22 protein-coding genes and 1 pseudogene are annotated in these 24,306 nt (G+C 71.7%); 13 read left to right on the top strand and 10 right to left on the bottom strand.

From position 1 onward, the window contains the following. The first annotated feature begins 111 nt into the window (after positions 1–111). Genes ABTZ58_RS30500 through ABTZ58_RS30485 form a run of 4 tightly spaced genes read left to right on the top strand, consistent with a single transcriptional unit; the run spans position 112 to position 4,630 of the window. Positions 112–1,149, top strand: coding sequence for a thiamine ABC transporter substrate-binding protein (locus ABTZ58_RS30500; RefSeq protein WP_351363617.1), 1,038 nt, complete (start codon positions 112–114; stop codon positions 1,147–1,149). Then, a complete protein-coding gene (locus ABTZ58_RS30495) occupies positions 1,125–2,789 on the top strand; it encodes an ABC transporter permease (protein ID WP_351363558.1) in 1,665 nt (554 codons plus the stop codon). The genes ABTZ58_RS30500 and ABTZ58_RS30495 overlap by 25 nt, the downstream gene beginning before the upstream one ends. Then, positions 2,789–3,808, top strand: coding sequence for an ABC transporter ATP-binding protein (locus tag ABTZ58_RS30490; protein WP_351363555.1), 1,020 nt, complete (start codon positions 2,789–2,791; stop codon positions 3,806–3,808). Before ABTZ58_RS30495 ends, ABTZ58_RS30490 begins: the two co-directional genes overlap by 1 nt. Positions 3,809–3,832: 24 nt before the next feature. After that, on the top strand, positions 3,833–4,630 hold the full coding sequence (locus tag ABTZ58_RS30485; protein ID WP_351363552.1) for a maleylpyruvate isomerase family mycothiol-dependent enzyme: 798 nt from the start codon (positions 3,833–3,835) through the stop codon (positions 4,628–4,630). A gap of 258 nt (positions 4,631–4,888) precedes the next feature. Here ABTZ58_RS30485 and ABTZ58_RS30480 read toward each other — a convergent pair whose 3' ends face one another. From ABTZ58_RS30480 to ABTZ58_RS30445, 7 genes are all read right to left on the bottom strand, one after another. Continuing rightward, on the bottom strand, positions 4,889–5,602 hold the full coding sequence (locus ABTZ58_RS30480; protein ID WP_351363549.1) for an LAETG motif-containing sortase-dependent surface protein: 714 nt from the start codon (positions 5,600–5,602) through the stop codon (positions 4,889–4,891). A gap of 147 nt (positions 5,603–5,749) precedes the next feature. Then, a complete protein-coding gene (locus ABTZ58_RS30475) occupies positions 5,750–6,871 on the bottom strand; it encodes an LOG family protein (RefSeq protein ID WP_351363546.1) in 1,122 nt (373 codons plus the stop codon). A 24-nt stretch (positions 6,872–6,895) separates the two neighbouring features. Further along, positions 6,896–7,303 (bottom strand): VOC family protein, encoded by a 408-nt coding sequence (locus ABTZ58_RS30470; RefSeq protein ID WP_309096142.1) that lies wholly within the window; start codon positions 7,301–7,303, stop codon positions 6,896–6,898. Positions 7,304–7,453: 150 nt separating this feature from the next. Continuing rightward, positions 7,454–9,439 (bottom strand): hypothetical protein, encoded by a 1,986-nt coding sequence (locus tag ABTZ58_RS40280; protein ID WP_502996152.1) that lies wholly within the window; start codon positions 9,437–9,439, stop codon positions 7,454–7,456. Beyond that, positions 9,421–10,170, bottom strand: coding sequence for an ABC transporter ATP-binding protein (locus ABTZ58_RS30455; protein ID WP_309096144.1), 750 nt, complete (start codon positions 10,168–10,170; stop codon positions 9,421–9,423). The genes ABTZ58_RS40280 and ABTZ58_RS30455 overlap by 19 nt, the downstream gene beginning before the upstream one ends. A gap of 207 nt (positions 10,171–10,377) precedes the next feature. Then, complete coding sequence (locus tag ABTZ58_RS30450; protein ID WP_351363542.1) at positions 10,378–11,739, bottom strand: aspartate aminotransferase family protein; 1,362 nt, start codon at positions 11,737–11,739, stop codon at positions 10,378–10,380. Positions 11,740–11,758: 19 nt separating this feature from the next. Continuing rightward, a complete protein-coding gene (locus tag ABTZ58_RS30445; protein WP_351363539.1) occupies positions 11,759–12,298 on the bottom strand; it encodes an Lrp/AsnC family transcriptional regulator in 540 nt (179 codons plus the stop codon). 164 nt (positions 12,299–12,462) lie between these two features. Here ABTZ58_RS30445 and ABTZ58_RS30440 point away from each other — a divergent pair, with 164 nt between their 5' ends. Next, positions 12,463–13,902 carry a gamma-aminobutyraldehyde dehydrogenase gene (locus ABTZ58_RS30440; RefSeq protein WP_309096145.1) on the top strand — a complete coding sequence of 480 codons (1,440 nt, stop codon included), beginning with the start codon at positions 12,463–12,465 and terminating at the stop codon, positions 13,900–13,902. Positions 13,903–13,982: 80 nt separating this feature from the next. Beyond that, a pseudogene (locus ABTZ58_RS30435) lies at positions 13,983–14,230 on the top strand (hypothetical protein); the annotation flags it as partial. 98 nt (positions 14,231–14,328) lie between these two features. Here the strand turns inward: ABTZ58_RS30435 and ABTZ58_RS30430 are convergent. Next, positions 14,329–15,087, bottom strand: a complete 759-nt coding sequence (locus ABTZ58_RS30430; protein WP_351363536.1) for a glycerophosphodiester phosphodiesterase — start codon at positions 15,085–15,087, stop codon at positions 14,329–14,331. Beyond that, positions 15,072–16,133, bottom strand: a complete 1,062-nt coding sequence (locus ABTZ58_RS30425) for an adenosine deaminase (protein WP_351363533.1) — start codon at positions 16,131–16,133, stop codon at positions 15,072–15,074. The genes ABTZ58_RS30430 and ABTZ58_RS30425 overlap by 16 nt, the downstream gene beginning before the upstream one ends. A 473-nt stretch (positions 16,134–16,606) precedes the next feature. Between ABTZ58_RS30425 and ABTZ58_RS30420 the strand changes: the two genes are divergently transcribed. Continuing rightward, positions 16,607–17,218 (top strand): DUF4190 domain-containing protein, encoded by a 612-nt coding sequence (locus ABTZ58_RS30420; protein ID WP_351363531.1) that lies wholly within the window; start codon positions 16,607–16,609, stop codon positions 17,216–17,218. 69 nt (positions 17,219–17,287) lie between these two features. Continuing rightward, the gene (locus ABTZ58_RS30415; protein ID WP_351363528.1) at positions 17,288–17,752 is read left to right on the top strand and encodes a DUF4190 domain-containing protein; all 465 of its coding nucleotides are present in this window, start codon (positions 17,288–17,290) and stop codon (positions 17,750–17,752) included. A gap of 50 nt (positions 17,753–17,802) precedes the next feature. Here ABTZ58_RS30415 and ybiA read toward each other — a convergent pair whose 3' ends face one another. Further along, complete coding sequence (gene ybiA, locus ABTZ58_RS30410; protein ID WP_351363525.1) at positions 17,803–18,378, bottom strand: riboflavin biosynthesis intermediates N-glycosidase; 576 nt, start codon at positions 18,376–18,378, stop codon at positions 17,803–17,805. Positions 18,379–18,578: 200 nt separating this feature from the next. On the opposite strand from ybiA, the gene ABTZ58_RS30405 reads away from it, so the two are divergent. The 5 genes from ABTZ58_RS30405 to ABTZ58_RS30385 are packed head-to-tail and all read left to right on the top strand — an operon-like array spanning position 18,579 to position 24,299. Then, positions 18,579–20,114 carry a gamma-aminobutyraldehyde dehydrogenase gene (locus tag ABTZ58_RS30405; RefSeq protein ID WP_351363522.1) on the top strand — a complete coding sequence of 512 codons (1,536 nt, stop codon included), beginning with the start codon at positions 18,579–18,581 and terminating at the stop codon, positions 20,112–20,114. A gap of 56 nt (positions 20,115–20,170) precedes the next feature. Next, a complete protein-coding gene (locus tag ABTZ58_RS30400; protein ID WP_351363519.1) occupies positions 20,171–21,418 on the top strand; it encodes a polyamine ABC transporter substrate-binding protein in 1,248 nt (415 codons plus the stop codon). 5 nt (positions 21,419–21,423) lie between these two features. Then, a complete protein-coding gene (locus ABTZ58_RS30395; protein WP_351363516.1) occupies positions 21,424–22,569 on the top strand; it encodes an ABC transporter ATP-binding protein in 1,146 nt (381 codons plus the stop codon). After that, on the top strand, positions 22,569–23,498 hold the full coding sequence (locus ABTZ58_RS30390) for an ABC transporter permease (RefSeq protein ID WP_351363513.1): 930 nt from the start codon (positions 22,569–22,571) through the stop codon (positions 23,496–23,498). Before ABTZ58_RS30395 ends, ABTZ58_RS30390 begins: the two co-directional genes overlap by 1 nt. Continuing rightward, positions 23,499–24,299 (top strand): ABC transporter permease, encoded by an 801-nt coding sequence (locus ABTZ58_RS30385; RefSeq protein ID WP_309096156.1) that lies wholly within the window; start codon positions 23,499–23,501, stop codon positions 24,297–24,299. The last annotated feature ends 7 nt before the right edge of the window (positions 24,300–24,306 follow it).

Here is a 24,306-nt window from a genome sequence, read left to right as displayed (position 1 = left end):
CCCGGGACCCCGGAAGTCCCGGGCGGGGCCGCGTCTTCTCCTGGTCACTCCAGGAGGAATGAAGTGGGTACCAGCATCAAGCGGCTGACGGCGGCGGTCGTCGGACTGGGCATGGCCGGCACGCTCGCCGCGTGCGGATCGTCCGGCGGTGACCAGGAGTCCGGCGACTCCAAAACCGTGACGCTCGTCAGCCACGACTCGTGGGCCGCGTCCAAGGACGTCATCGCGGCCTTCGAGAAGCAGTCCGGCTACAAGGTCCGCGTCCTCGAGGACGGCGACGCCGGGCAGGCCGTCAACAAGGCCATCCTCACCAAGGACAACCCGCAGGGCGACGTGTTCTTCGGCGTCGACAACACCCTGCTCTCCCGCGCCCTCGACAACGGCCTCTTCCAGCCGTACGAGGCGAAGGGATCGGAGCGGATCAAGGCCGAGTACCGGGTCGACCAGGAGCAGCACCGCGTCACGCCCGTCGACACCGGCGACATCTGCGTCAACTACGACAAGAAGTACTTCGCCGACCGGGATCTGCGGCCGCCGCGGAGCTTCGACGACCTCGTGAAGCCCGCGTACAAGAACCTGCTGGTCACCGAGAACGCCTCCGCGTCCTCGCCCGGACTCGGCTTCCTGCTCGGCACCGCCGCGCGGTACGGGGACGACGGCTGGGAGGGCTACTGGAAGAAGCTCAAGGCCAACGGCGTGAAGGTCGTCGACGGCTGGGAGCAGGCCTACAACGAGGAGTTCTCCGGCTCGGCCGGCGGGAAGAAGGCCAAGGGCGACCGGCCGCTCGTCGTGTCGTACGCCTCCTCGCCGCCGGCCGAGGTCGTCTTCGCCGACCCCAGGCCGGACACCGCCCCGACCGGGGTCGCCGAGGGCACCTGCTTCCGGCAGGTCGAGTACGCCGGGCTGCTGAGCAACGCCGGGAACGCCGAGGGGGGCAAGGCCCTCCTCGACTTCCTGATCAGCAAGAAGTTCCAGGAGGACATGCCGCTCAACATGTTCGTCTACCCGGTGACCGAGGGCGCCCGGGTGCCGGCGGAGTTCACGGCGTACGGGCCCCAGGTGAAGGACCCGGAGACCATGGACCCGGCGAAGATCGCCGACCGCCGTGACCAGTGGGTCAAGTCGTGGACCTCGCTCGTACTGAAGTGACCGCCCGGACGCGGGGCGCGGCGGCGCGGCTCGGTCTGCTGGCCGTGCCCGTCGCGTTCTTCGCGGTCTTCTTCGCCTACCCCGTCGCCGCGATCGTCGCGCGCGGTCTGAAGGCCGACGGGGTCTGGCACCCCGGGCGGATCGTGGAGGTGCTGGCGCAGTCCGACGTCCGGCACGTGCTGTGGTTCACCACCTGGCAGGCGCTCGTCTCCACCGTGCTCACGCTGCTGCTCGCGCTCCCCGGCGCGTACGTCTTCGCGCGCTTGTCGTTCCCGGGCAAGCAGGTGCTGCGGGCGGTGGTGACCGTGCCGTTCGTCCTGCCCACGGTCGTCGTCGGTACGGCGTTCCTGGCGCTGGTCGGGCGCGGGGGGCTGCTCGACGAGCTGTGGGGCGTACGGCTGGACACCACCGTGTGGGCGATCCTGCTCGCGCACGTCTTCTTCAACTACGCGGTCGTCGTGCGGACGGTCGGCGGGCTGTGGGCGCAGCTCGACCCGCGGCAGGAGGAGGCCGCGCGGATGCTCGGCGCGTCCCGCGCGAAGGCCTGGCGGCAGGTCACCCTGCCGGCGCTCGCTCCGGCCGTGGCCGCCGCCGCGCTGATGGTCTTCCTGTTCACCTTCACCTCCTTCGGCGTCGTCCAGATCCTCGGCGGGCCCACCTTCTCCACCCTGGAGGTGGAGATCTACCGGCAGACCTCCGAGATCTTCGACCTGTCCACGGCGGCCGTGCTGACGCTGATCCAGTTCCTCGCGGTGGCCGCGATCCTCGCCCTGCACGCCTGGACCGTACGGCGGCGGGAGACCGCGCTGCGGCTGGTGGACCCGTCCGTGACCGCGCGCAGGCCGCGCGGCGCCGGGCAGTGGGCGCTGCTGGGCGGGGTCCTCGTCACCGTCCTGCTCCTGCTCCTGCTGCCGCTCGCCGTGCTGGTGCAGCGGTCGCTCGACGCGCCAGGGCTCGGCTACTACCGGGCGCTGACCCGCGAGGACGGGGGCGTGTTCCTGGTCCCGCCGATCGAGGCGGTCGGCAACTCCCTGTCGTACGCCGTCGCCGCCACGCTCATCGCCGTGCTGGTCGGCGGGCTCGCCGCCGTCGCGCTCACCCGCCGGGACGCCGGGCGGTTCGTGCGCGGGTTCGACGCGCTGCTGATGCTGCCGCTCGGGGTGTCCGCGGTGACCGTCGGCTTCGGGTTCCTGATCGCCCTGGACGAGCCGCCGCTGGACCTGCGGTCCTCGTGGATCCTGGTGCCGCTCGCGCAGGCGCTGGTCGGAGTGCCGTTCGTGGTGCGGACCATGCTGCCCGTGCTGCGGGCCGTGGACACCCGGCTGCGGGAGGCGGCCGCGGTGCTCGGGGCCTCGCCCTGGCGCGTGTGGCGGGAGGTCGACCTGCCGCTCGTACGGCGGGCGCTGCTGATCGCGGCCGGGTTCGCCTTCGCGGTGTCGCTGGGGGAGTTCGGGGCGACGGTGTTCATCGCGCGGCCCGACAACCCGACGCTGCCGGTGGCCGTGGCCCGGCTGCTGGGGCGGCCCGGGGACCTGAACTACGGGCAGGCGATGGCCCTGTCGACGATTCTGATGGTGGTGTGCGCGGTGGCCCTGCTGGTGCTGGAGAGGCTGCGCACGGACCGGACGGGGGAGTTCTGATGCTGCTGAGCCTGGAGGGCGCGACGGTCCGTTTCGGCGGGCGGGCCGTGTTGGACGTTGTCGATCTGGCGGTCTCCGAGCACGAGATCGTGTGTGTGCTGGGACCGAGCGGCAGCGGCAAGTCGACCCTGCTGCGGGCGGTGGCGGGGCTGCAGCCGCTCGACTCCGGGCGGGTCTCGCTCGACGGCCGTGACCAGGCGAGGGTACCCGCGCACCGGCGGGGCGTCGGGCTGATGTTCCAGGACCACCAGCTGTTCCCGCAGCGGGACGTGGGCGGCAACGTCGCCTTCGGACTGCGGATGCGCGGGGCGTCCAGGCGCCACCAGGCCGAGCGTGTACGGGAGTTGCTGGAACTCGTGGGGCTGCCCGGCGCCGGGCAGCGGGCCGTCGCCGCGCTGTCCGGCGGGGAGCAGCAGCGGGTCGCGCTGGCCCGGGCCCTGGCGCCGCGCCCCAGGCTGCTGATGCTGGACGAGCCGCTGGGCCAGCTCGACCGGTCGCTGCGGGAGCGGCTGGTGGTCGAACTGAGGGAACTCTTCGGCCGGTTGGGCACCACCGTGCTCGCCGTCACGCACGACCAGGGCGAGGCCTTCGCACTCGCCGACCGGGTCGTGGTGATGCGGGACGGGCGGATCGCCCAGTCCGGTACGCCCCTTCAGGTGTGGCAGCGGCCCGCCGACGCGTTCGTGGCTCGCTTCCTCGGCTTCGAGAACGTCGTCGAGGCGACCGTCGGCGCGGAGGCGGCGGACACGCCGTGGGGCAAGGTGCCGGTGCCCGAGGGCGCGCCGCAGGGCACGCGGACGCTGCTGGTGCGGCCCGCCGGGGTGCGTCTGGTGTCCGCCGGTGCCGGCCTGCCCTGCACGGTGGCCGCGCGCACGTTCCGCGGCACCCATGTCGCCGTCCACCTCCAGCCCGTGGACGCCCCGCGCCTGGAGGCGGCGTGCGCGCTGCGGGCGGCGCCCGAGGTGGGGGACGAGGTCGGGGTGGAGTTCGACGCCGCCGAAATCGTGGTGCTCGACTGATCGACGACGGCCTAGGGTGCGGGGATGACTCAGCTCGCGCACGACCGCTACTGCGACGAAATCGCCCACCAGATGGGTCTGTTGAGGTCGGTGGTGACCTCCGGGGCCGAGCTGTCCGGCACCGTGCCCACCTGCCCGGACTGGTCGCTGGAGGATTTGGTCCGGCACCTGGGCGGTGCCCTGCGCTGGGTGGAGGTCATCGTGCGGACCCGGGCCGGGGAGGAGGTGCCCGAGGAGCGGGTGCCGGGCTTCGCCGGGCCGGAGGCGCGGGGTGACGCCGCCGCACTGGACGCGTGGCTGGCCGAGAGCGGCGAGCGGGTCGTCGCGGCCCTGCGGGAGGCCAGGCCGGACACCGAAGTGTGGGGCTGGGCGGGCGTCCTGAACGCCGGGTTCTGGGCCCGCCGGGTGACGCACGAGATCACCGTGCACCGCGCGGACGCCACGCTCGCCGCCGGGCTGCACTACGAGGTCGCCCCCGAGGTGGCCGCCGACGCGATCGACGAGTGGCTGCAGATCGTGGAGTACGTGCAGCGCACCGAGCCGGACGACGTGGTGGGGGAGCTGCGCGAGCAGGGCGGCAGCATCCACCTGCACGCCACCGACACCGGGCCCGGACTGGACGCGGAGTGGTTCATCGAGCTGTCCGAGGACGGTGTCTCCTGGCGCCGGGGCCACGAGAAGGCCACGGTCGCCCTGCGCGGACCGCTCACCTCCGTGCTGCTCGCGTTCTACCGCCGACTGCCCCTGGACGCACCGGAGGTGAAGGTGCTGGGCGACCGGGGGCTGCTGGAGTTCTGGCTGCGGCGGGCGACGTTCGGCTGAGGCGGACCGGCAGACGCTCCCTGGTTCGGGAGAGGCGGAGGCACCTGCCTCCGGCGCGGCTGAGGGGTGACGCGTCTGCCTCCCGGCCCGGGTGAGGCGTTGACGGCATCTGCCTCCTGCCCGGGTGGGGCGTGACGGTACTCGCCTCCGGCCCGGCTGAGGCGGCTCGTCACGCGACTGCGGGCTTGGTGGAAACGGGACGTGGCCCGCTCCCCTTGCTTCGGGGGACGGGCCACGTCGGCGTTTTTTGCGGAGGGGTCAGCTGTCGGTCTTCGCCCCACGGCGGCGCATGCCGAAGAACACGGCACCGCCACCGGCGACGACCAGAGCCGCCGCGATGCCGGCGATGAGGCCGGTGCTGGAGTTGGCACCGGTCTCGGCGAGGTTCGAGTCACCGGCCGCCGGGGCGGGCGCGTTGCCCGCCGGCGGGGTGCTCTCGCTCTCCGACGGCTCGGGAGTCGGCGTCGCGGTCTCCTCGGCCGGCTTCGACGGGGAGGCCGACGGCGTCGGCGTGGCCGGCGGGGTCGAAGCCGGGGGCTCCTCCTCCTTCTTGCAGGCGGTGGCCGGGGTGACGAGGTTCGGCTTGATGTCCTCGTCGACGTACGGAGTGGCCTTGACGTGGATGCGGTACTCCGCGTTCGGCTTCCACTCCTCGGCGAAGGTGATCGTGGTGCCCTCGCGCGAGCCCTTGACCACCTGCTCGCCGACCTTCTTGGCGTCGGCGCCGTTGTTCTGCAGGTAGACGGTGACCGTGGCCGGGACACCGGCGGGGTCCACGTCGGTGACGGTGATGACGCCCTTGTCACCGTCGCACTTCGCCTCGGCGGAGAACTCGTTGATGTTGCAGGCGAGCGCGTTGCCGGAGGCACCGAGCGCGAGCGCGGCCGAGGCCGAGACGACGCCGAGGACGCGCAGGGAACGAGCGACGGTACGGCGCGAGGCCGTACGGCGGGATACGGACAGAACTGCCACGTTTGTCCTTTACAGGATGCGTAATGCGGGGGGTTGGCGGCGGTGTTGACAGAACATCAGCACTGCCTGGAGGCTCACAGGTCTATAAGCGCCACATAAGTAGTGTCAACGCATATGCTGCTTGCAAGCACTTGCTTTGCCAGGTTATTAACCGCCAAGACGTTTCAACGCCTCCGGCGCCTCCTCGATCCGGTCCACGAGCGCGATCCGCGCCTCCATCGACCGCTCCCTGGCCAGCGACTTCAGCAGCGGCCACGCCGGCAGCCGCTCCGTCCAGTGCGCCCGGTTCACCAGCACCATCGGCGTCGGCTCGCCGCGGGACTCGTAGTAGTTGGGCGTCGCGTTGTCGAAGATCTCCTGCACGGTCCCGGCGGCGCCCGGCAGGAACACCACTCCCGCGTTGGACCGGGCCAGCAGGCCGTCCTCGCGGGTGGCGTTGGCGAAGTACTTGGCGATGTGCGAGGCGAAGGCGTTCGGCGGCTCGTGGCCGTAGAACCAGGTCGGGATGCCGACGGAACGTCCGCCCCGGGGCCAGCGGGTGCGCACCTCGAAGGCGGCCGCGGCCCATTCGGTGATCGACGGGGTGAAGTGCGGTGCCTTGGCGAGCAGTTCGAGGGACTCGGTGAGCATCTCCGCGTCGAACGGGGCGACGTAGGCCCCGAGGTTGGCCGCCTCCATCGCGCCGGGGCCGCCGCCCGTGGCGACCGTGAAACCGGCCCGGGCCAGCTCCCGGCCGAGCCGCGCGGCGCCCGCGTACTCCTCGGTGCCGCGGGCCATGGCGTGGCCGCCCATCACGCCCACGACCCGGGCGCCGGACAGCAGTTCGTCGAGGGCGTCCGAGACGGAGTCGTCGTGGACCGCGCGCAGCATGGACGCGTAGATGTCGCCGTCCGCCTTCGTGCGCTGGAACCAGGCGTAGGCGCGGGCGTCGGGCGTCGCCTCGTAGCCGTCCGCCAGTGACGCGAACAGCTCGTCCGGCGAGTAGACCAGTCCGCGGTACGGGTCGAACGGCAGGCCGGGGACCGGCGGGAAGACCAGGGCGCCGTCGGCGCGGACCTTCGTGGCCGCGTCCTCGCGCATGGCGCAGCCGAGGAAGATCGCTCCGGCCGTGTCCGTGGAGAGCAGTTCGCGCGTACGGTCCGTCAGATCGACGGCCTGGACGCGGTAACCGGCGAGCGTGCCGCGCGCCGAGACGGTCGCGTCGAACTCGTCGAGGGTCTCTATCTCACGGTCGTCGTGGTGGGCCGCATGGGCGGGCATCGTCTGCACCCGCCCATGCTGGCACAGCGCTCCTCAGCCCTGGACGGCCGCCGGGTCCATCCACACGACCTCGAAGGTGTGGCCGTCGGGGTCGTCGAAGGCGCGGCCGTACATGAAGCCGTGGTCCTGGGTCTCGCCGCTGACGGAACCGCCCGCCGCGACCGCCTTCTCCACGAGCTCGTCGACCTTCTCGCGGCTCTCGGCGCTCAGCGCGATCAGCACCTCGCTGGTCTTCGTCGCGTCCGCGATCTGCTTCTTCGTGAACTGGGCGTACTTCTCCTGCGTGTGCACCATCACGACGATGGTGTCGCTGATCACGACCGAGGCGGTCGAATCGTCGCTGAACTGCTCGTTGATCGAGTAGCCCAGCTCCGTGAAGAACTTCTTCGATGCGCCGAGGTCGTTCACGCACAGGTTCACGAAGATCATCTGCTGGTACATGGGGGTCTCTCCCAACGGGTCCGTGTCGTTACGTGGGATCAGACCGGGCTCCGGCGTGGGACTCATCGCCGTTCCGGGATTTTCTTCGTACGAGTTTTCTCGGCGGGCCGGAGAGCCGGGAGGTGCGGGCCGGAGCGGGGCCGGAGCGGGTCAGCGCGCCAGGGGCAGGGCCGCCAGCTCGGCGACCGTCAGGGTGAGCGGCCCGAACAGGGCGAGCAGCGCGCCCGCGCGCAGGGCGGCGGCGCCGCGCAGCATCGTCGCGGGGGCGCCGAGGCGCAGCAGCGCGTGGGTCGTGTCGGCGCGCACCTGCCGGGTCTCGACGGCGGCCGTGAGCAGCGTCCCGACCGTGCAGCCGGCCACCAGGCCCACGCCGAGCAGGGTGAGCGGACCGAGGGACAGGCCGGCCGGGGCGTGCAGCAGTGCCATGGCCCACGCTGCCGACAACACCGCGCTGACGACGCCCAGGGGACGGCCGATGCGGTCGGCCTCCGCCATCAGGATCCGTCCGGCCAGCAGCCGCAGGGCGCCGGGGCGGGCCGACTGGAGGAGCCGTCCGCACAGGTGCGTCAGGCCCGGTCCGGCCAGGGCCAGTCCGACGGCGGCCAGGGCCCAGCCGGCCAGGACGCCGGGGGAGGCGCCGGAGAAGGTGAGGTCGGGGGCGACGGGGGCGGTGCGGCTCGTGTAGGTCTCCACGGCGAGGCCCGCGGCCAGGAGGGTGATGCCCCAGGGCAGTCCCGTGGGGGCGGCGGTGGGGGAAGCGACGGCTCCGGGCGCGTCCGGCAGGGCCGCGGCGAGGGCGGCGGGGTCGTCCGCGCCGCGCGCCGCGGCCGGGTAGGGGGCGGACCGCCGGGCGGGAGCACCGTCGCCGCGGGTGGCTCGCGCCGGGTCCGACGGGCCGCCGTCGGGCCGGTCGGTGCTCAGTGCGTCGGAGTCGGCCGCCTGGCGGGCCTCCTCGGGGCCTGCCTGGGCGGCGCCCCCGCGGTTCGGCTGCGCCGTGTGGCCGGCCGGATCGGCGTAGGGAATGACCGCGCTCACGGCGTCGCGCGCCGCGGCGTCCGCGAGCGCACTCACCCTGCCGCCGGAGCCGGAGCCGGAGCCGGAGCCGGAGCCGGAGCCGGAGCCGGAGCCGGAGCCGGAGCCGGAGCCGGAGCCGGAGCCAGAGTCGGAGTCGGAACCGGAGCTGGGCCGAGAGCTGAAGGCGGAGCCAGGGCCGGAGCCGGAGGCGGGCCGAGAACCGGAGTCAGGGCCGGAGTGGGAGCCGGATTCCGCACCGGCATGGGAACCGGAGCCGGAGCCGGAGCCCGCATCGGAGGCGAGGCCTGCACCGGAGCCGGAGCCCGCATCGGAGGCGAGGCCTGCACCGGAGCCGGAGCCAGAGCCCCCATCGGAGGAGACGCCCGGACCGGATCCGGAGTCGGTGCCGGTCGCCGCCGCCCGGGCCGGTTCGCCCGTGCGTGCCTGCGGCGGCGTGCCCTGCGGCCCGGAGTCGGCCGGACCGCCCGGCACGGGCCGGACGATCTGCCGTCCGAACCGGCCGTACGCCCCGAAGGTCTCGCGCTTGCTGTCGCGGCCGTACGCGCCGAAGCGGCCGTACGGCCTGGACGGCCGGGGCGCGGCCGGTCCCGCCTCCCTCGGGCGCAGCGCCAGCGCCGCGGCCGCCGACGCGCCGACGGGCACGATCGCGAGCAGCGTCAGGGTCCCCGCCAGTGGCAGGGGCTGGTCGGAGGCGAGGCGCCCGGCGGCCGCCCCGTCGAAGGGCAGGCCCGACAGATCGCCCCGCAGATGCAGGAAGACGAGCAGGGCCAGCATCGAGCCGAGCGTGCCGGACAGGGCGGTCGTCGCGGCCGACACGGCCATCAGGCGCAGCGGGCCGAGGCCGATCGCGGAGAGGCCGGGGCGGGGTCTCGTGGCGGGGTCGGTGCGCGCCACCGCGACGGCGAAGTAGATCGTGGCGGCCAGCGGGGCGGCGCACCACGCCAGCCGCGTCAGGGACTCGGCGGTGGCGCCGGGGTGGCCCAGGGCGTGGCCCAGGGCGCACAGCAACAGGAAGCTCGTGCCCGCCGAGGCCGCCGCGACCAGGAGGCGGCGCAGCTGGACGGCGGGGTGGGCGCCGCGGGTCAGACGGAGAGCGAGCACGCGGCCCGGCCTTCCGCCTCGGCGGTCTCGGCGACCGGCGGCAGGTGCACCGTCTGGACGCGCCGCCCGTCGAGCAGCGACACGGTGCGGTCGGCGAGCGCCGCGGTGTCGGGGTCGTGGGTCGCCAGGACCACGGTGATGCCGTGGGAGCGGGCCGCAGTGGTGAGGGTGCGCAGCACATGGGCGCGGTCGGCGCGGTGCAGGGGCGCCGTGGGCTCGTCGGCGAACAGGACCGAGGGAGCGGTGGCGAGCGCGCGGGCGATGCAGACCCGCTGGCGCTCGGCCTGCACCAGCTGGTGCGGGCGCTTGCGGGCGCCGTCGCCGATGTCCAGACGCTCCAGCCACTCCAGGGCCGCGGTCTTGGCGCGGCGGCGGCCCGTGCCGCGCAGCATCAGCGGCAGGGCGGTGTTCTCCCAGGCGTTGAGTTCCGGGACCAGCGAGGGGGCCGGGTCGATCCAGCCGAAGCGGTCGCGGCGCAGCCGTTCCCGGGTGAGCGGGCCCATGGTGTGGACGGGCACGCTGTTGAACCAGACCTCGCCGCGCCGCACGGGCACCAGGCCGGACAGGCACCGCAGCAGGGTCGTCTTGCCGCTGCCGCGCGGGCCGCTGACGGCGAGGATCTCGCCCTCGCGGACGCCGAGCGAGACACCGCAGAGCGCGGGCGAGCCGTCGTCGTGCTGGAAGTGCAGGGCACGTGCCCAGAGCACGTCGTCGTCCGGCTTGGCCTCCATGGGCGCACACCTCGGTTCAGATCCGTAGTTCCCGTGCCATCCCCCTTGCGGGGGAACGAAGGCAGGGCCGATCGGTCACTGGGCACGCTAGGCAGAAGGCGGCGCGGCGCCGGACAGCACGTGGCCCCGGGCCGCCGTTTCTCACTCGAACGGGCGGCACCGGGGCCGGTGTTGATCATCCAGGCAGACGATCGGAGCGACGGCCGGTCAGAGCTTGGTCCACGCCTCCGAGAGGGTGGCCCGCAGGATCTGCTCGATCTCGTCGAACGTCGACTGGTCCGAGATCAACGGCGGGGCGAGCTGGACGACCGGGTCGCCGCGGTCGTCGGCCCGGCAGTACAGGCCGTTCTCGTACAGCTTCTTGGAGAGGAAGCCGTACAGCACGCGCTCGGTCTCGTCCGCGTCGAAGGACTCCTTGGTGGCCTTGTCCTTGACGAGCTCGATGCCGTAGAAGAAGCCGTTGCCGCGGACGTCGCCGACGATCGGCAGGTCGTGGAGCTTCTCCAGGGTGGCGCGGAAGTTGCCCTCGTTGTCCAGGACGTGCTGGTTGAGGTTCTCGCGTTCGAACAGGTCGAGGTTGGCCAGGCCCACGGCGGCGGAGACCGGGTGGCCGCCGAAGGTGTAGCCGTGCAGGAAGGTGTTGTCGCCCTTGTAGAACGGCTCGGCCAGGCGGTCGGAGATGATGCAGGCGCCGATCGGGGAGTAGCCCGAGGTCATGCCCTTGGCGCAGGTGATCATGTCCGGCACGTAGTCGAACTTGTCGCAGGCGAAGTACGTGCCCAGGCGGCCGAAGGCGCAGATGACCTCGTCCGAGACGAGCAGCACGTCGTACTGGTCGCAGATTTCGCGGACCCGCTGGAAGTAGCCGGGCGGGGGCGGGAAGCAGCCGCCCGCGTTCTGCACCGGCTCCAGGAAGACCGCGGCGACCGTGTCCGGGCCCTCGAAGAGGATCTGCTGCTCGATCTGGTCGGCGGCCCAGCGGCCGAAGGCCTCGGGGTCGTCACCGAAGAGGGGGGCGCGGTAGATGTTGGTGTTCGGGACCTTGTGCGCGCCCGGCACGAGGGGCTCGAACGGCGCCTTCAGAGCGGGCAGGCCCGTGATGGACAGGGCGCCCTGCGGGGTGCCGTGGTACGCGACCGCGCGGGATATGACCTTGTGCTTGGTGGGCTTGCCGACGAGCTTGAAGTACTGCTTGGCGAGCTTCCAGGCGGTCTCGACGGCCTCGCCGCCACCGGTGGTGAAGAAGACCTTGTTCAGGTCGCCCGGCGCGTGGTGGGCCAGGCGCTCGGCCAGCTCGATCGCCTTGGGGTGGGCGTACGACCACACGGGGAAGAACGCCAGCTCCTGCGCCTGCTTGAAGGCGGTCTCGGCCAGCTCGACGCGGCCGTGCCCGGCCTGCACCACGAACAGGCCGGCGAGGCCGTCCAGGTAGCGCTTGCCCTGGTCGTCGTAGATGTACGTGCCCTCGCCCCGGACGATGGTGGGGACGGGGGCCTTCTCGTACGACGACATGCGCGTGAAGTGCATCCACAGGTGGTCGTACGCGGACTGGGAGAGGTCCTTGCTCACGGCTATCGGGTCCTCACGGTTATCGGGTTCCCCACATGTAGGTCTGCTTCTTGAGCTTGAGGTAGACGAAGCTCTCGGTGGAGCGCACTCCGGGGACGGCCCGGATGCGTCTGTTGATGACGTCCAGGAGGTGGTCGTCGTCCTCGCAGACGATCTCCACCATCAGGTCGAAGGAGCCCGCGGTCATCACCACGTACTCGCACTCGGACATGGCCGTCAGCGCGTCGGCGACCGACTCCACGTCCCCCTCGACGTTGACGCCGACCATCGCCTGTCTGCGGAAGCCCACGGTGAGCGGGTCCGTGACGGCGACGATCTGCATCACGCCCTGGTCGAGCAGCTTCTGGACGCGCTGGCGCACGGCCGCCTCGGACAGGCCGACGGCCTTGCCGATGGCGGCGTACGGCCGGCGGCCGTCCTCCTGCAGCTGCTCGATGATGGCGAGGGAGACGGCGTCCAGCTGGGGCGAGCTGCCGTTCCTGGACTCGCGGGAGGGCTCGCGGTGCTCCCGCGCGCCCTTCTGGTCTGCGCTTCGACTGGCCACGGGGTCACTGTGCACGAGGTCTCGACACTTCCGCAAGCCTCGATCGATGAAATCCGTTGTTTGGGTAGCCAACTACTGCGGATTCCGTATGAGCGACGGGAGCGGGGGTGTTGAAAACGTGGGTCGGCCGACTAGGGTGGGTGTCTCAAGTAATGGACATCCGAACTGGAGGGCCGGCAGTGAGCACCGAGCTGCGTCGTCTGCGCAACTACATCGGCGGTGAGTTCCGGGACGCCGCCGACGGACGGACCACCGAGGTGGTCAATCCCGCGACGGGCGAGGCGTACGCGACCGCTCCGCTGTCCGGGCAGGCGGACGTGGACGCCGCGATGGCGGCGGCCGCCGAGGCCTTCCCCGGCTGGCGCGACACCACGCCCGCCGAGCGCCAGAAGGCCCTGCTGAAGATCGCGGACGCCTTCGAGGAGCGCGCCGAGGAGCTGATCGCGGCCGAGGTGGAGAACACGGGCAAGCCCGTCGGGCTGACCCGCTCCGAGGAGATCCCGCCGATGGTCGACCAGATCCGCTTCTTCGCGGGTGCCGCGCGGATGCTGGAGGGCCGCTCGGCCGGCGAGTACATGGAGGGCCTGACCTCCATCGTCCGCCGCGAGCCGGTCGGCGTCTGCGCGCAGGTCGCGCCGTGGAACTACCCGATGATGATGGCCGTGTGGAAGTTCGCCCCGGCGATCGCGGCGGGCAACACGGTCGTGCTGAAGCCGTCCGACACCACCCCGGCCTCCACGGTCCTGATCGCGGAGATCCTCGGCGGGATCCTGCCCAAGGGCGTCTTCAACGTCATCTGCGGCGACCGCGAGACCGGCCGCATGATGGTCGAGCACCCGGTCCCGGCCATGGCCTCCATCACCGGCTCGGTGCGCGCCGGCATCCAGGTCGCCGAGTCCGCCTCCAAGGACGTCAAGCGCGTCCACCTGGAGCTGGGCGGCAAGGCCCCGGTCGTGGTCTTCGAGGACACCGACATCGCCAAGGCCGTCGAGGACATCTCGGTCGCGGGCTACTTCAACGCCGGCCAGGACTGCACGGCCGCCACGCGCGTGCTGGTCCACGAGTCCATCCACGACGAGTTCGTCTCCGCGCTCGCGAAGGCCGCCGCCGACACCAAGACGGGGCAGCCGGACGACGAGGACGTGCTGTACGGGCCGCTGAACAACCCCAACCAGCTCAAGCAGGTCGAGGGCTTCATCGAGCGCCTGCCCGCCCACGCGCGCGTGGAGGCCGGCGGCAAGCGGGTCGGCGACCAGGGCTACTTCTACGCGCCGACCGTCGTCTCGGGCCTGAAGCAGGACGACGAGATCATCCAGAACGAGGTCTTCGGGCCGGTCATCACCGTGCAGTCCTTCCGCGACGAGGACCAGGCCGTGGAGTGGGCCAACGGCGTGGAGTACGCGCTCGCCTCCTCGGTGTGGACCAAGGACCACGGCCGCGCCATGCGGATGAGCAAGAAGCTCGACTTCGGCTGCGTGTGGATCAACACGCACATCCCGCTGGTCGCGGAGATGCCGCACGGCGGCTTCAAGAAGTCCGGCTACGGCAAGGACCTGTCGGCGTACGGCTTCGACGACTACACGCGCATCAAGCACGTGATGACGTCGCTGGACGCGTAGTCACTCCGTTCGGTTCCGACGGCCCCGGGCTCTGCTGCCGCCCGGGGCCGTTCGTCTGCCCGCCGAAACTGTTTCTGAACATGTTCAACACGGCGCGTGAGTGCTGCCATGAGCGACGGAGCCGCCCTGCTCCGGTGCGCGAACTGCGCTGGACCGAGGACCTGCTGCACGCGCTGTCCGTGGGCGGCCACCTGCCGGCCTGACGGACTGGATCGAGCGGGTCCGGGCCGGGCTCGACGAGGCCGACGCCGAGTGCCCCTTCCTCCTCTACGGCACGGACTGGCTGGCCTTCGCGCACCAGGTGATCGCGGCCGCCTTCTACGGGCCACCGTCGTCCGGCCTTCGGCGAGACCAGGCGGCCGGGCGTGACCCGTCACGGCCCCGTCCGCGGCACCGGTCCGGACGGGGCACCGGTGCCGCGGCACCTCACGCGGGCGACTGCGGCCGATCCGGCGGCGGTGCCGCAGCGCTCGCGCGCGCGGCGCACAGCATGTCGACGCGGTTGGTCGTGATCGCGTCCACGCCCGCGTCCAGCAGGCGCCGCATGGAGCGACGCGTGTCGGGGGTCCAGGCCGACAGCAGGTAGCCGTCGGCGTGGACCCGGTCGGCGAGCGGGCGGTCCACCAGCGGGAACCGGTAGTTGAGCCAGCGCGGGCGGATCGCCTCCAGCAGCACGGGCCGCGGCGGGACCAGGCTCGTCCAGGTGAGGGCGATCTCGGCTCCCGGGTCCGCCGCGCGCACGGCGAGCATGGTGTCGGCGCCCGCGCAGTAGTAGACGCGGTCCGCCGCCCCGGCCTCCCCGACGGCGTCCATCACCCGGCGCACCGCCCGCACGCCGGGCGAGCCGGGCAGGTCGATCAGCACGCGGTGCCCTTCGGTCGCGGAGAGCGCCTCCGTCAGGGCCGGCACCTCACCGCCGGTCAGGCCGCGCACCTCGGCCCAGGACAGCGCGAGCACCGGACGCTCGTGTCCCCAGAGCCGCTTGAGCGTCGCGTCGTGCAGCAGCACCGGCACGCCGTCCCGGGTGAGCCGTACGTCGACCTCCACCGCGTCCGCGCCCCGGGCCAGCGCGGAGCTGAGCGAGGCCACGGTGTTCTCGCGGACGCGGTAGGGGTCGCCCCGGTGGGCCACGGCGGTCACCGGCCGCCCGGGGCGCTGTGCCAAGGACGTCACCGGGCGAGCCATCCGGCGGTGTACGTGTCGATCTCGCCCTTGATCCGGGCCTTGCCGGCGTCGTCCAGGAAGGACACCTCCACGGCGTTCTTCGCGAGGTCGGCCAGGCCGCGCTCGTCGAGGCCGAGGAGGCCGGCGGCGACCGCGTACTCGTTGTCCAGGTCGGTGCCGAACATCGGCGGGTCGTCGGAGTTGATCGTGATGACGACCCCGGCCCGCGCGAACTCCTTGACCGGGTGCTCGTCGAGGGTGCGGACCGCCCGTGTGGCGATGTTCGAGGTCGGGCACACCTCCAGCGCGATCCGGTGCTCGGCGAGGTGCGCGAGCAGCTTCGGGTCCCGCGCCGAGCTGGTGCCGTGGCCGATGCGCTCGGCCCGCAGGTGCGTCAGCGCGTCCCAGACGGTCTCCGGGCCGGTGGTCTCGCCGGCGTGCGGCACGGAGTGCAGCCCGGCCGCGATCGCGCGGTCGAAGTAGGGCTTGAACTGCGGCCGGGGCACACCCACCTCCGGACCGCCGAGGCCGAAGGAGACCAGGCCCTCCGGGCGCAGCCGGTCGTCGGTGGCGAGCCGGGTCGTCTCCTCGGCGGCCTCCAGGCCCGCCTCGCCGGGGATGTCGAAGCACCAGCGCAGCACGGTGCCGAACTCGGCCTCGGCGGCCTTGCGGGCGTCCTCGATCGCGTCCATGAAGGCCCGCTCGTCGATGCCGCGCCGGGTGGACGAGAACGGCGTGATGGTCAGCTCGGCGTACCGCACCTGCTGCCGGGCCAGCTCCCGGGCCACCTCGTAGGTCAGCAGCCGGACGTCCTCCGGGGTGCGGATCAGGTCGACGACCGACAGGTAGACCTCGATGAAGTGCGCGAAGTCGGTGAAGGTGAAGTAGTCGGCCAGGGCCTCGGGGTCGGTCGGCACCTTCGAGTCGGGGTGCCGGGCGGCCAGCTCGGCAACGATCCGGGGAGAGGCGGAGCCCACGTGGTGCACGTGCAGTTCGGCCTTGGGCAGTCCGGCGATGAAGGCCTGCAGGTCGCGAGGGGCCTGGGGGTCGACGAGATGCTCGGTCAAGGGTTCCTCCCCGGAACGGCGCCGGGCCGGCACGAGGGCGGCGGGCGCGGGTGATCGGCTGATCGATGACTCGGGTCTCATCCTAGGCCGGGTCCGCGAAGTCCCTCCCGCCTCGCGACGCCTGGCACGTGCTCTCGCCGCACCGGACACAGTCCCGAGTAGGCCCCGGGTACGAGGGACTGCGCCCGGCACGCCGAGGGCACCACCGGACGCCGCGGGGCCCGCCCTCCGGGAGGGAGGGACCTTGCGCGGCACGCCGAGGGCACCACCGGACGCCGCGGGGCCCGCCCTCCGGGAGGGAGGGACCTTGCGGACACGGCCCGGGCGGGGGCGCGGCGCCCCGAGGGGCACGGGGCCGGGCAGGCCTTCGGCCGCGCCACCGGGGCGCGGACGATCCCCGCCGCACCCGCCCTGTGGCCCACGCCGGACGGCCCGTAGCATGGCGACACGATCGACCCAGGGGGGATGCACAGATGACGGACCCGACGCAGCCCGGCGGCCACGACCCGTGGGCGCCCCCGGAGCACAAGCCGTCGCTCGACAAGGACCAGCCGCCCACCCAGGGGCCGCCCTCCGTGCACGATCAGGCCACGGTCACCTCGATGCCCGCCGCCGGTTTCACCCCGCCCGCCGGCACCCCCCAGTACGACACCTCCGGCACCGGCGCGGTCCCGCCCCCGCCCGTCGCTCCCGGCGGCTACGGGTACCCCGGCTACCCCCAGTCCGGCTACGGCTGGCCCGGCATGCCCGCGGCGCCGCAGAACGGCATGGGCATCGCCGCGATGGTGCTCGGCATCGTCTCCTGCACGCTCTTCTGCCTGTACGGCGTGGTCTCCCTGGTCACCGGCATCCTCGCCGTCGTCTTCGGCATCAAGGGCCGCAGGCGCGCCGAGGCCGGTGTGGCCACCAACCACGGGCAGGCCCAGGCAGGTCTGATCATGGGCATCATCGGGATCATCCTCGGCATCACCGTGATCGTCCTGATCGCGGTCGGCATCACGGCCGCCATCAACAGCGACGAGTACGACGAGGACCCGTACTACGGCGCCCTGCGCCCCGCCGTCACCGCCCCGGCCCCGCGCTGAAACTTCCGTACTCCCCGGCCGACTTGGCCACTACGATTCCCTGGTCTGACAACGGAGGGGAGCTCGTCCATGTCCAACACCAATCCCACGCCCGGTGGCTTCGGCCCACCGGCCCAGCCTCCGCAGCAGCCGGCCCCCGGCTACGGCTACCCGCAGCAGTCCGGCCCGGGCTACGGCTACCCCCAGGGCGGTCCCGGCTACCCGGCCGCTCCGCCCGTGAGCTACCCGCAGGCCGCCGGCTACGGGATGCCCGCGCAGCCGAGCAACGGCATGGGAACCACGGGCCTGGTGCTGGGCATCATCGGCGTGGTGTGCAGCGTGACCTTCCTGCTGTGGTTCTTCGGCGTGATCCTCGGCATCCTGGCGATCATCTTCGGCGCCATCGGCCGGGGCAAGGCCACCCGCGGTGAGGCCACCAACAAGGGCGCGGCGACCGCCGGCCTGGTCTGCGGCATCATCGCCACCGTGATCCTGCCGCTGCTGGGCTTCCTGCTGTTCGCCTCGATCATGGGCGGGCTCGGCGCGGCTTCCTGAGCCGAGCCGCCACAGTCACCGAGGGGGCCGGTCCCGGACCGGCCCCCTGCTCATGCCCCGGCCGCCCGCAGTCGCTCCCGCGCCGCCATCAGCGCGAAGCCCAGCAGATTCGGCCCCCGCCACCGCTCCGGATCCATCGCCGCCTCGTCGTCCGCGGCCAGCCCGATGCCCCACACCCGGTCCACGGGACTCGCCTCGACCAGCACACGATCGCCCGTGCCCAGCAGGAATCCCTGGAGTGCCGGATGCGCCCCGAACTTGTGGACGCTGCCCTCCACGACGATCCGGAACCGCTCCCGGGCCCAGGTCGCCTCGTCGAACCCGCGCACCAGCCGCCCGGCCTTCTTCGCCCCGGCGGGATGCCCGGCGGCCAGCACGGCACGCTCGGCCGCCGCGTCCTCGAAGAGGCGGGCCTTGGCGGCCATCATCCAGTGCTCCGCCGTCGCGTACTCCACGCCGTCCACCGTGAACGGCGACGGCCACCACTGGCTCAGGCAGCTCGGACCGATCCGGCCGTCCGGCCGCGGACGGTGCCCCCAGAAATGCAGATACCCGACCCTGGCCCCTGCGTGAACGGCCCTGATCAGGGCGTCCCGCGAGTCGACCGCCCCCGTGATCTTCTCCATGCACGGGAGTCTTGCACGCACCACTGACACAGCGTCCCGCCTTTTCCCGGCGGACTCGACACCTGGTCGACAGATTCCGTCGCGTAACCAAAAATCAACAACGGAATCACTTGTTGGAGTCCCATCCCTCTGTCAGGATCGGCACTCAAATCGAGCCTGAGCCACGCCGGCCCCCTCATGGGGACACGGAGGAGAGCGACATGCACAACCCGGGCAACGCCACCCCGGACCGATTCCCGGCCGAGGAGCGCTTCCGCGAGGGCGCGCAGCACATCGCGGGCCGCCCGACCAGGGGCACCTCCGGCCGTACCCACGCGGTCGTGGACCCGGCGTCGGGCGAGGAGGTCCTGCGCTACGAGCTGGCGGGCACGGCCGACGTCGACCGGGCCGTCGCCGCGGCCCGCGAGGCCTTCCCCGGCTGGGCGGGCACCACTCCCGGCGAGCGGTCCGACGCCCTGCACCGCTTCGCCGCGGTCCTGGCCGACCGGGCCGAGGACTTCGCCCGCGCGGAGTCGCTGCAGTGCGGCAAGCCGCTGAAGCTGACCCGCGAGTTCGACGTCCCCGGGACCATCGACAACACCGCCTTCTTCGCCGGCGCCGCACGGCATCTGCAGGGGCAGTCCGCCGGTGAGTACTCCGGCGACCACACCTCCTACGTCCGGCGCGAGCCCATCGGGGTCGTCGGGTCGATCGCGCCCTGGAACTACCCGCTGCAGATGGCCGCCTGGAAGATCCTCCCGGCGATCGCCGCGGGCAACACCATCGTCCTGAAGCCCGCCGAGCTCACCCCGCTGACCTCGCTGCTCTTCGCGCAGGCCGCCACGGACGCCGGGATCCCGGACGGCGTCGTCAACATCGTCACCGGCACCGGCAGGGAGGCCGGAGAGCACCTCGTCGGCCACCCCGACGTGGCCATGACCTCCTTCACCGGCTCCACCGCCGTCGGCAAGCGCGTCGCCGAGGTCGCCACCGCCACGGTCAAGCGCCTCCACCTGGAGCTCGGCGGCAAGGCGCCCTTCGTGGTCTTCGACGACGCCGACCCGGAGGCCGCCGCGCACGGCGCCGTCGCGGGCGCGCTCATCAACACCGGGCAGGACTGCACGGCCGCCACGCGCGCGTACGTGCAGCGGCCGCTGTACGAGGCCTTCGTGGAGCGGACGGCGGCGCTGATGGAGACGGTCCGGCTCGGCGACCCGTTCGCCGCCGGGACCGACCTTGGACCGCTGGTCTCGCACGCCCAGCGCGACCGGGTCGCCGGCTTCGTCGAGCGGGCGCGGGCCTACGCGCGCGTGGTGACCGGCGGGGAGGCGCCCGGGGGCGAGCTCGCCGAGGGCGCCTACTACCGTCCCACCCTGATCGCCGACGCGGCCCGGGACAGCGAGGTCGTCCAGTCGGAGATCTTCGGTCCGGTCCTGGTCGTGCTGCCGTTCGACACCGACGACGAGGGGATCGCCCTCGCCAACGACACCCCGTACGGGCTGGCCGCCTCCGCATGGAGCCGGGACGTGTACCGGGCCAACCGGGCCACGCGCGAGATCAAGGCGGGCTGTGTGTGGGTCAACGACCACATCCCGATCATCAGCGAGATGCCGCACGGCGGCTACAAGTCCTCCGGCTACGGCAAGGACATGTCCGCATACTCGTTCGAGGAGTACACCCAGATCAAGCACGTCATGTTCGACAACACCGCGGTGGCCGCGAAGGACTGGCACCGCACCGTGTTCGGGGACCGATAGCCGTTTGCAGGCCGCCTGACCAACGGCCGTCCACCCTCCGAAAGGGCACCACGCGCATGGAGCAGTACGAGCCCGACCGCCTGTCCCCGGCCCAAGTGGCCGCCCTGCGGCGCAGCCTCACCAACGGCAGGGCCGCCCTCACCCGGCGGTCCCTGCTGCGCGCCTCCACGGGCGGCGCACTCGCCCTCGGCGGTCTCGGGACGCTGAGCGGCTGCGGCATCCCGGCGGCCGGTCAGTCGCAGGGCGGCGTCCCGGCCGAGGACCGCTCGGCCAAGGAGAAGACGGTGAACTTCTCCAACTGGACCGAGTACATGGACGTCGACGACAGCGGCAAGCACCACCCGACGCTGGAGCAGTTCACCCGGCGCACCGGCGTCAAGGTCAAGTACACCGAGGACATCAACGACAACAACGAGTTCTTCGGCAAGGTCAAGCCGCAGCTCGCCGCGGGCCAGGACACCGGCCGCGACCTGATCGTCCTCACCGACTGGCTGGCCGCCCGCCTCATCCGCCTCGGCTGGGTGCAGAAACTCGACCCGTCCAACCTGCCGCACGCCTACGCCAACCTGTCGGCCCAGTTCCGCAACCCCGACTGGGACCCCGGCCGCGCCTACTCGTACGTCTGGCAGGGCATATCGACGGTCATCGCGTACAACAAGAAGGCCCTCGACGGCGTCGAGGTGACGTCGATCTCCGACCTGCTCGACAACCCCAAGCTCAAGGGGCGCGTCGGATTCCTGTCGGAGATGCGCGACAGCGTCGGCATGACGCTGCTCGACATGGGCAAGGACCCGGCGGACTTCACCGCCGATGACTACGACGCCGCCATCGCCCGCCTGCAGAAGGCCGTCGACAAGGGCCAGATCCGCCGCTTCACCGGCAACGACTACACCTCGGACCTGACCAGCGGCGACTTCGCGGCCTGCGTCGCCTGGGCCGGCGACGTCGTCCAGCTCAAGGCGGACAGCCCCGACATCGACTTCCTCATCCCGGACAGCGGCTACATGACGTCCACGGACAACCTGCTCATCCCCAACAAGGCCCGGCACAAGACGAACGCCGAGCGGCTCATCGACTTCTACTACGAGCCGAAGCCCGCCGCCGAACTGGCCGCGTACATCAACTACGTGTGTCCCGTCGACGGTGTGAAGGCCGAACTGGCGAAGATCGACGAGGACGCGGCGAACAACCCGCTGATCATCCCCGACAAGGCCATGGCGGCCAAGTCGCACGCCTTCCGCTCGCTGAGCTCGAAGGAAGAGACCGAGTTCGAAGAGAAGTTCGCGAAGCTGACGGGGGCGTGACCACCATGACGAACACCACGGACCCGGGCGGCGACGTCCGCCTCACGGGCATCAGCAAGTCCTACGGCGCCTTCACCGCCGTCCACCCGCTCGACCTGACCGTCCCGCAGGGCTCCTTCTTCGCCCTCCTCGGCGCCTCCGGCTGCGGCAAGACCACCACCCTGCGCATGATCGCCGGCCTGGAGGAACCGTCCGCCGGCACCGTCTTCCTGGGCGACCAGGACGTGACGGCCCTCCCGCCGTACAAGCGGCCGGTGAACACGGTCTTCCAGTCCTACGCTCTCTTCCCACACCTCGACATCTTCGAGAACGTCGCCTTCGGCCTGCGCCGCCGCGGCCTGAAGTCCGTGACGAAGCAGGTCGAGGAGATGCTGGAGCTGGTCCAGCTCGGCGAGCAGGCGCGCAAGAAGCCGCACCAGCTCTCCGGCGGCCAGCAGCAGCGCGTCGCCGTGGCCCGCGCCCTGATCAACCACCCCAAGGTGCTGCTGCTCGACGAGCCGCTCGGCGCCCTGGACCTCAAGCTGCGCCGCCAGATGCAGCTGGAGCTCAAGCGCATCCAGACCGAGATCGGCATCACCTTCGTCCACGTCACGCACGACCAGGAGGAGGCCATGACCATGGCCGACACGGTCGCCGTGATGAACGCGGGCCGCGTCGAGCAGCTCGGCTCCCCGGCCGACCTGTACGAGAACCCGCGCACCACGTTCGTCGCCAACTTCCTCGGCACCTCGAACTTCATCGAGGCCGAGGTCGACTCCAGAAGCGGCGAGGAGATCGTGCTCAAGGCGGGCGCTGGCAAGCTGGTGCTGCCCGGGGCGCGATGTTCGGCGCCCACGTCCACCGGCGGCAAGGTGCTGGTCGGGGTCCGCCCGGAGAAGATCTCCCTCACCCACGCGGACGACGCCGGCGAGATCCCGGCGGGCCGCAACCGCATCACCGGCCGGATCGCGGACTCCAGCTTCATCGGCGTCTCGACGCAGTACGTCGTCGACAGCCCGGTCTGCCCGGACTTCGAGGTCTACGCCCAGAACATCGACCGCGACCCCCGGCTCGTGCCCGGCGCCGAGGTCGTCCTGCACTGGAACCCGGCCCACACCTTCGGCCTGGACGCCGCCCAGGACGCCGAGGCCGGAGTGGAAGAGGCGGCCTGATGTCGACACTCACCGAGGCGCCACCGCCCCTCGCGCCGGACGCACCCGGGCCGAAGCCCGCCAGGCGCCGGGGCCGCCTGACCCCGTACTGGCTGCTGCTGCCGGGCATCCTCTGGCTGCTGCTCTTCTTCGCGCTGCCGATGATCTACCAGGCCTCCACGTCCGTGCAGACGGGCTCCCTGGAGACGGGCTACAAGGTCACCTGGCACTTCGCCACCTACTGGGACGCCCTGTCCGCGTACTGGCCGCAGTTCGTCCGCTCGGTCCTGTACGCGGGCACGGCGACGGTCCTGTGCCTGCTGCTGGGCTACCCGCTGGCGTATCTGATCGCCTTCCGGGCGGGCCGCTGGCGGAACCTCATCATGATCCTGGTGATCGCGCCCTTCTTCACCAGCTTCCTGATCCGCACCCTGGCCTGGAAGACGATCCTCGCGGACGGCGGCCCGCTCGTCGGCGCGCTGAACTCGCTGCACGTCCTGGACGTGACCAGCTGGCTGGGCCTGACCGCCGGTGACCGGGTGCTGGCCACCCCGCTGGCGGTCATCTGCGGCCTGACGTACAACTTCCTGCCGTTCATGATCCTGCCGCTCTACACCTCGCTGGAGCGCATCGACGGCCGGCTCCACGAGGCCGCCGGCGACCTGTACGCCCGGCCCTGGACGACCTTCCGCAAGGTGACCTTCCCGCTGTCGATGCCGGGCGTCGTCTCCGGCACGCTGCTGACCTTCATCCCGGCGGCCGGTGACTACGTCAACGCCGACCTGCTCGGCTCGACCGACACCCGCATGGTCGGCAACGTCATCCAGACGCAGTTCCTCAGAGTGCTCGACTACCCGACGGCAGCGGCACTGTCCTTCATCCTCATGGCGGCCATCCTCCTCATGGTCACCCTCTACATCCGCAGGTCCGGGACGGAGGATCTGGTCTGAATGCCCATCGTCAACCGGCTCAAGAGACATCTCGTCGTCATCGCGGGACTTCTGACCCTCGCCTATCTGCTGCTGCCGAACATCGTCGTGACGGTGTTCTCCTTCAACAAACCGAAGGGGCGCTTCAACTACGAGTGGCAGCAGTTCTCCCTGGACGCCTGGAAGGACCCGTGCGGGGTCTCCGACCTGTGCGGCTCGCTGTCGGTGAGCCTGCAGATCGCGTTCTGGGCGACCCTCGGCGCCACGCTCCTCGGCACGCTCATCGCCTTCGCCCTGGTCCGCTACCGGTTCCGCGCCCGCGGCGCCGTGAACTCGCTGATCTTCCTGCCGATGGCGATGCCCGAGGTCGTCATGGCCGCCTCGCTGCTCACCCTGTTCCTCAACATGGGCGCCCAGCTCGGCTTCTGGACGATCCTCATCGCGCACATCATGTTCTGCCTGAGTTTCGTGGTCACGGCCGTGAAAGCGCGCGTGATGTCGATGGACCCGAAACTGGAGGAGGCGGCGCGGGACCTGTACGCGGGCCCGTTCCAGACGTTCGTCCGGGTCACCCTGCCGATCGCCGCCCCCGGAATCGCCGCGGGCGCGCTGCTCGCCTTCGCGCTCTCCTTCGACGACTTCATCATCACCAACTTCAACGCCGGCTCGACCGTCACCTTCCCCATGTTCGTCTGGGGCTCGGCGCAGCGCGGAACGCCCGTCCAGATCAATGTCATCGGCACGGCCATGTTCGTCGTCGCCGTCCTGCTCGTCCTGGTTTCCATGGCCGTCGGGAATCGCCGCAACAGACAAAAGGCATAACCGTAGG

This window comes from Streptomyces sp. NPDC094143, from assembly GCF_040303825.1.
Lineage (GTDB): Bacteria > Actinomycetota > Actinomycetes > Streptomycetales > Streptomycetaceae > Streptomyces.
This window is presented reverse-complemented; position numbering and strand designations above follow the sequence as displayed.

Excerpts from the sequence above, each read along its gene's own strand:
- ybiA (WP_351363525.1), bottom strand. The coding sequence starts at position 18,378 with ATGGAGAAGATCACGGGGGCGGTCGACTCGCGGGACGCCCTGATCAGG.
- ABTZ58_RS30400 (WP_351363519.1), top strand. The coding sequence starts at position 20,171 with ATGGAGCAGTACGAGCCCGACCGCCTGTCCCCGGCCCAAGTGGCCGCC.
- ABTZ58_RS30490 (WP_351363555.1), top strand. The coding sequence starts at position 2,789 with ATGCTGCTGAGCCTGGAGGGCGCGACGGTCCGTTTCGGCGGGCGGGCC.
- ABTZ58_RS30500 (WP_351363617.1), top strand. The coding sequence starts at position 112 with ATGGCCGGCACGCTCGCCGCGTGCGGATCGTCCGGCGGTGACCAGGAG.
- ABTZ58_RS30470 (WP_309096142.1), bottom strand. The coding sequence starts at position 7,303 with ATGTACCAGCAGATGATCTTCGTGAACCTGTGCGTGAACGACCTCGGC.
- ABTZ58_RS30405 (WP_351363522.1), top strand. The coding sequence starts at position 18,579 with ATGCACAACCCGGGCAACGCCACCCCGGACCGATTCCCGGCCGAGGAG.
- ABTZ58_RS30430 (WP_351363536.1), bottom strand. The coding sequence starts at position 15,087 with ATGGCTCGCCCGGTGACGTCCTTGGCACAGCGCCCCGGGCGGCCGGTG.
- ABTZ58_RS30455 (WP_309096144.1), bottom strand. The coding sequence starts at position 10,170 with ATGGAGGCCAAGCCGGACGACGACGTGCTCTGGGCACGTGCCCTGCAC.
- ABTZ58_RS30485 (WP_351363552.1), top strand. The coding sequence starts at position 3,833 with ATGACTCAGCTCGCGCACGACCGCTACTGCGACGAAATCGCCCACCAG.
- ABTZ58_RS30385 (WP_309096156.1), top strand. The coding sequence starts at position 23,499 with ATGCCCATCGTCAACCGGCTCAAGAGACATCTCGTCGTCATCGCGGGA.
- ABTZ58_RS30395 (WP_351363516.1), top strand. The coding sequence starts at position 21,424 with ATGACGAACACCACGGACCCGGGCGGCGACGTCCGCCTCACGGGCATC.
- ABTZ58_RS30420 (WP_351363531.1), top strand. The coding sequence starts at position 16,607 with ATGACGGACCCGACGCAGCCCGGCGGCCACGACCCGTGGGCGCCCCCG.
- ABTZ58_RS30390 (WP_351363513.1), top strand. The coding sequence starts at position 22,569 with ATGTCGACACTCACCGAGGCGCCACCGCCCCTCGCGCCGGACGCACCC.
- ABTZ58_RS30415 (WP_351363528.1), top strand. The coding sequence starts at position 17,288 with ATGTCCAACACCAATCCCACGCCCGGTGGCTTCGGCCCACCGGCCCAG.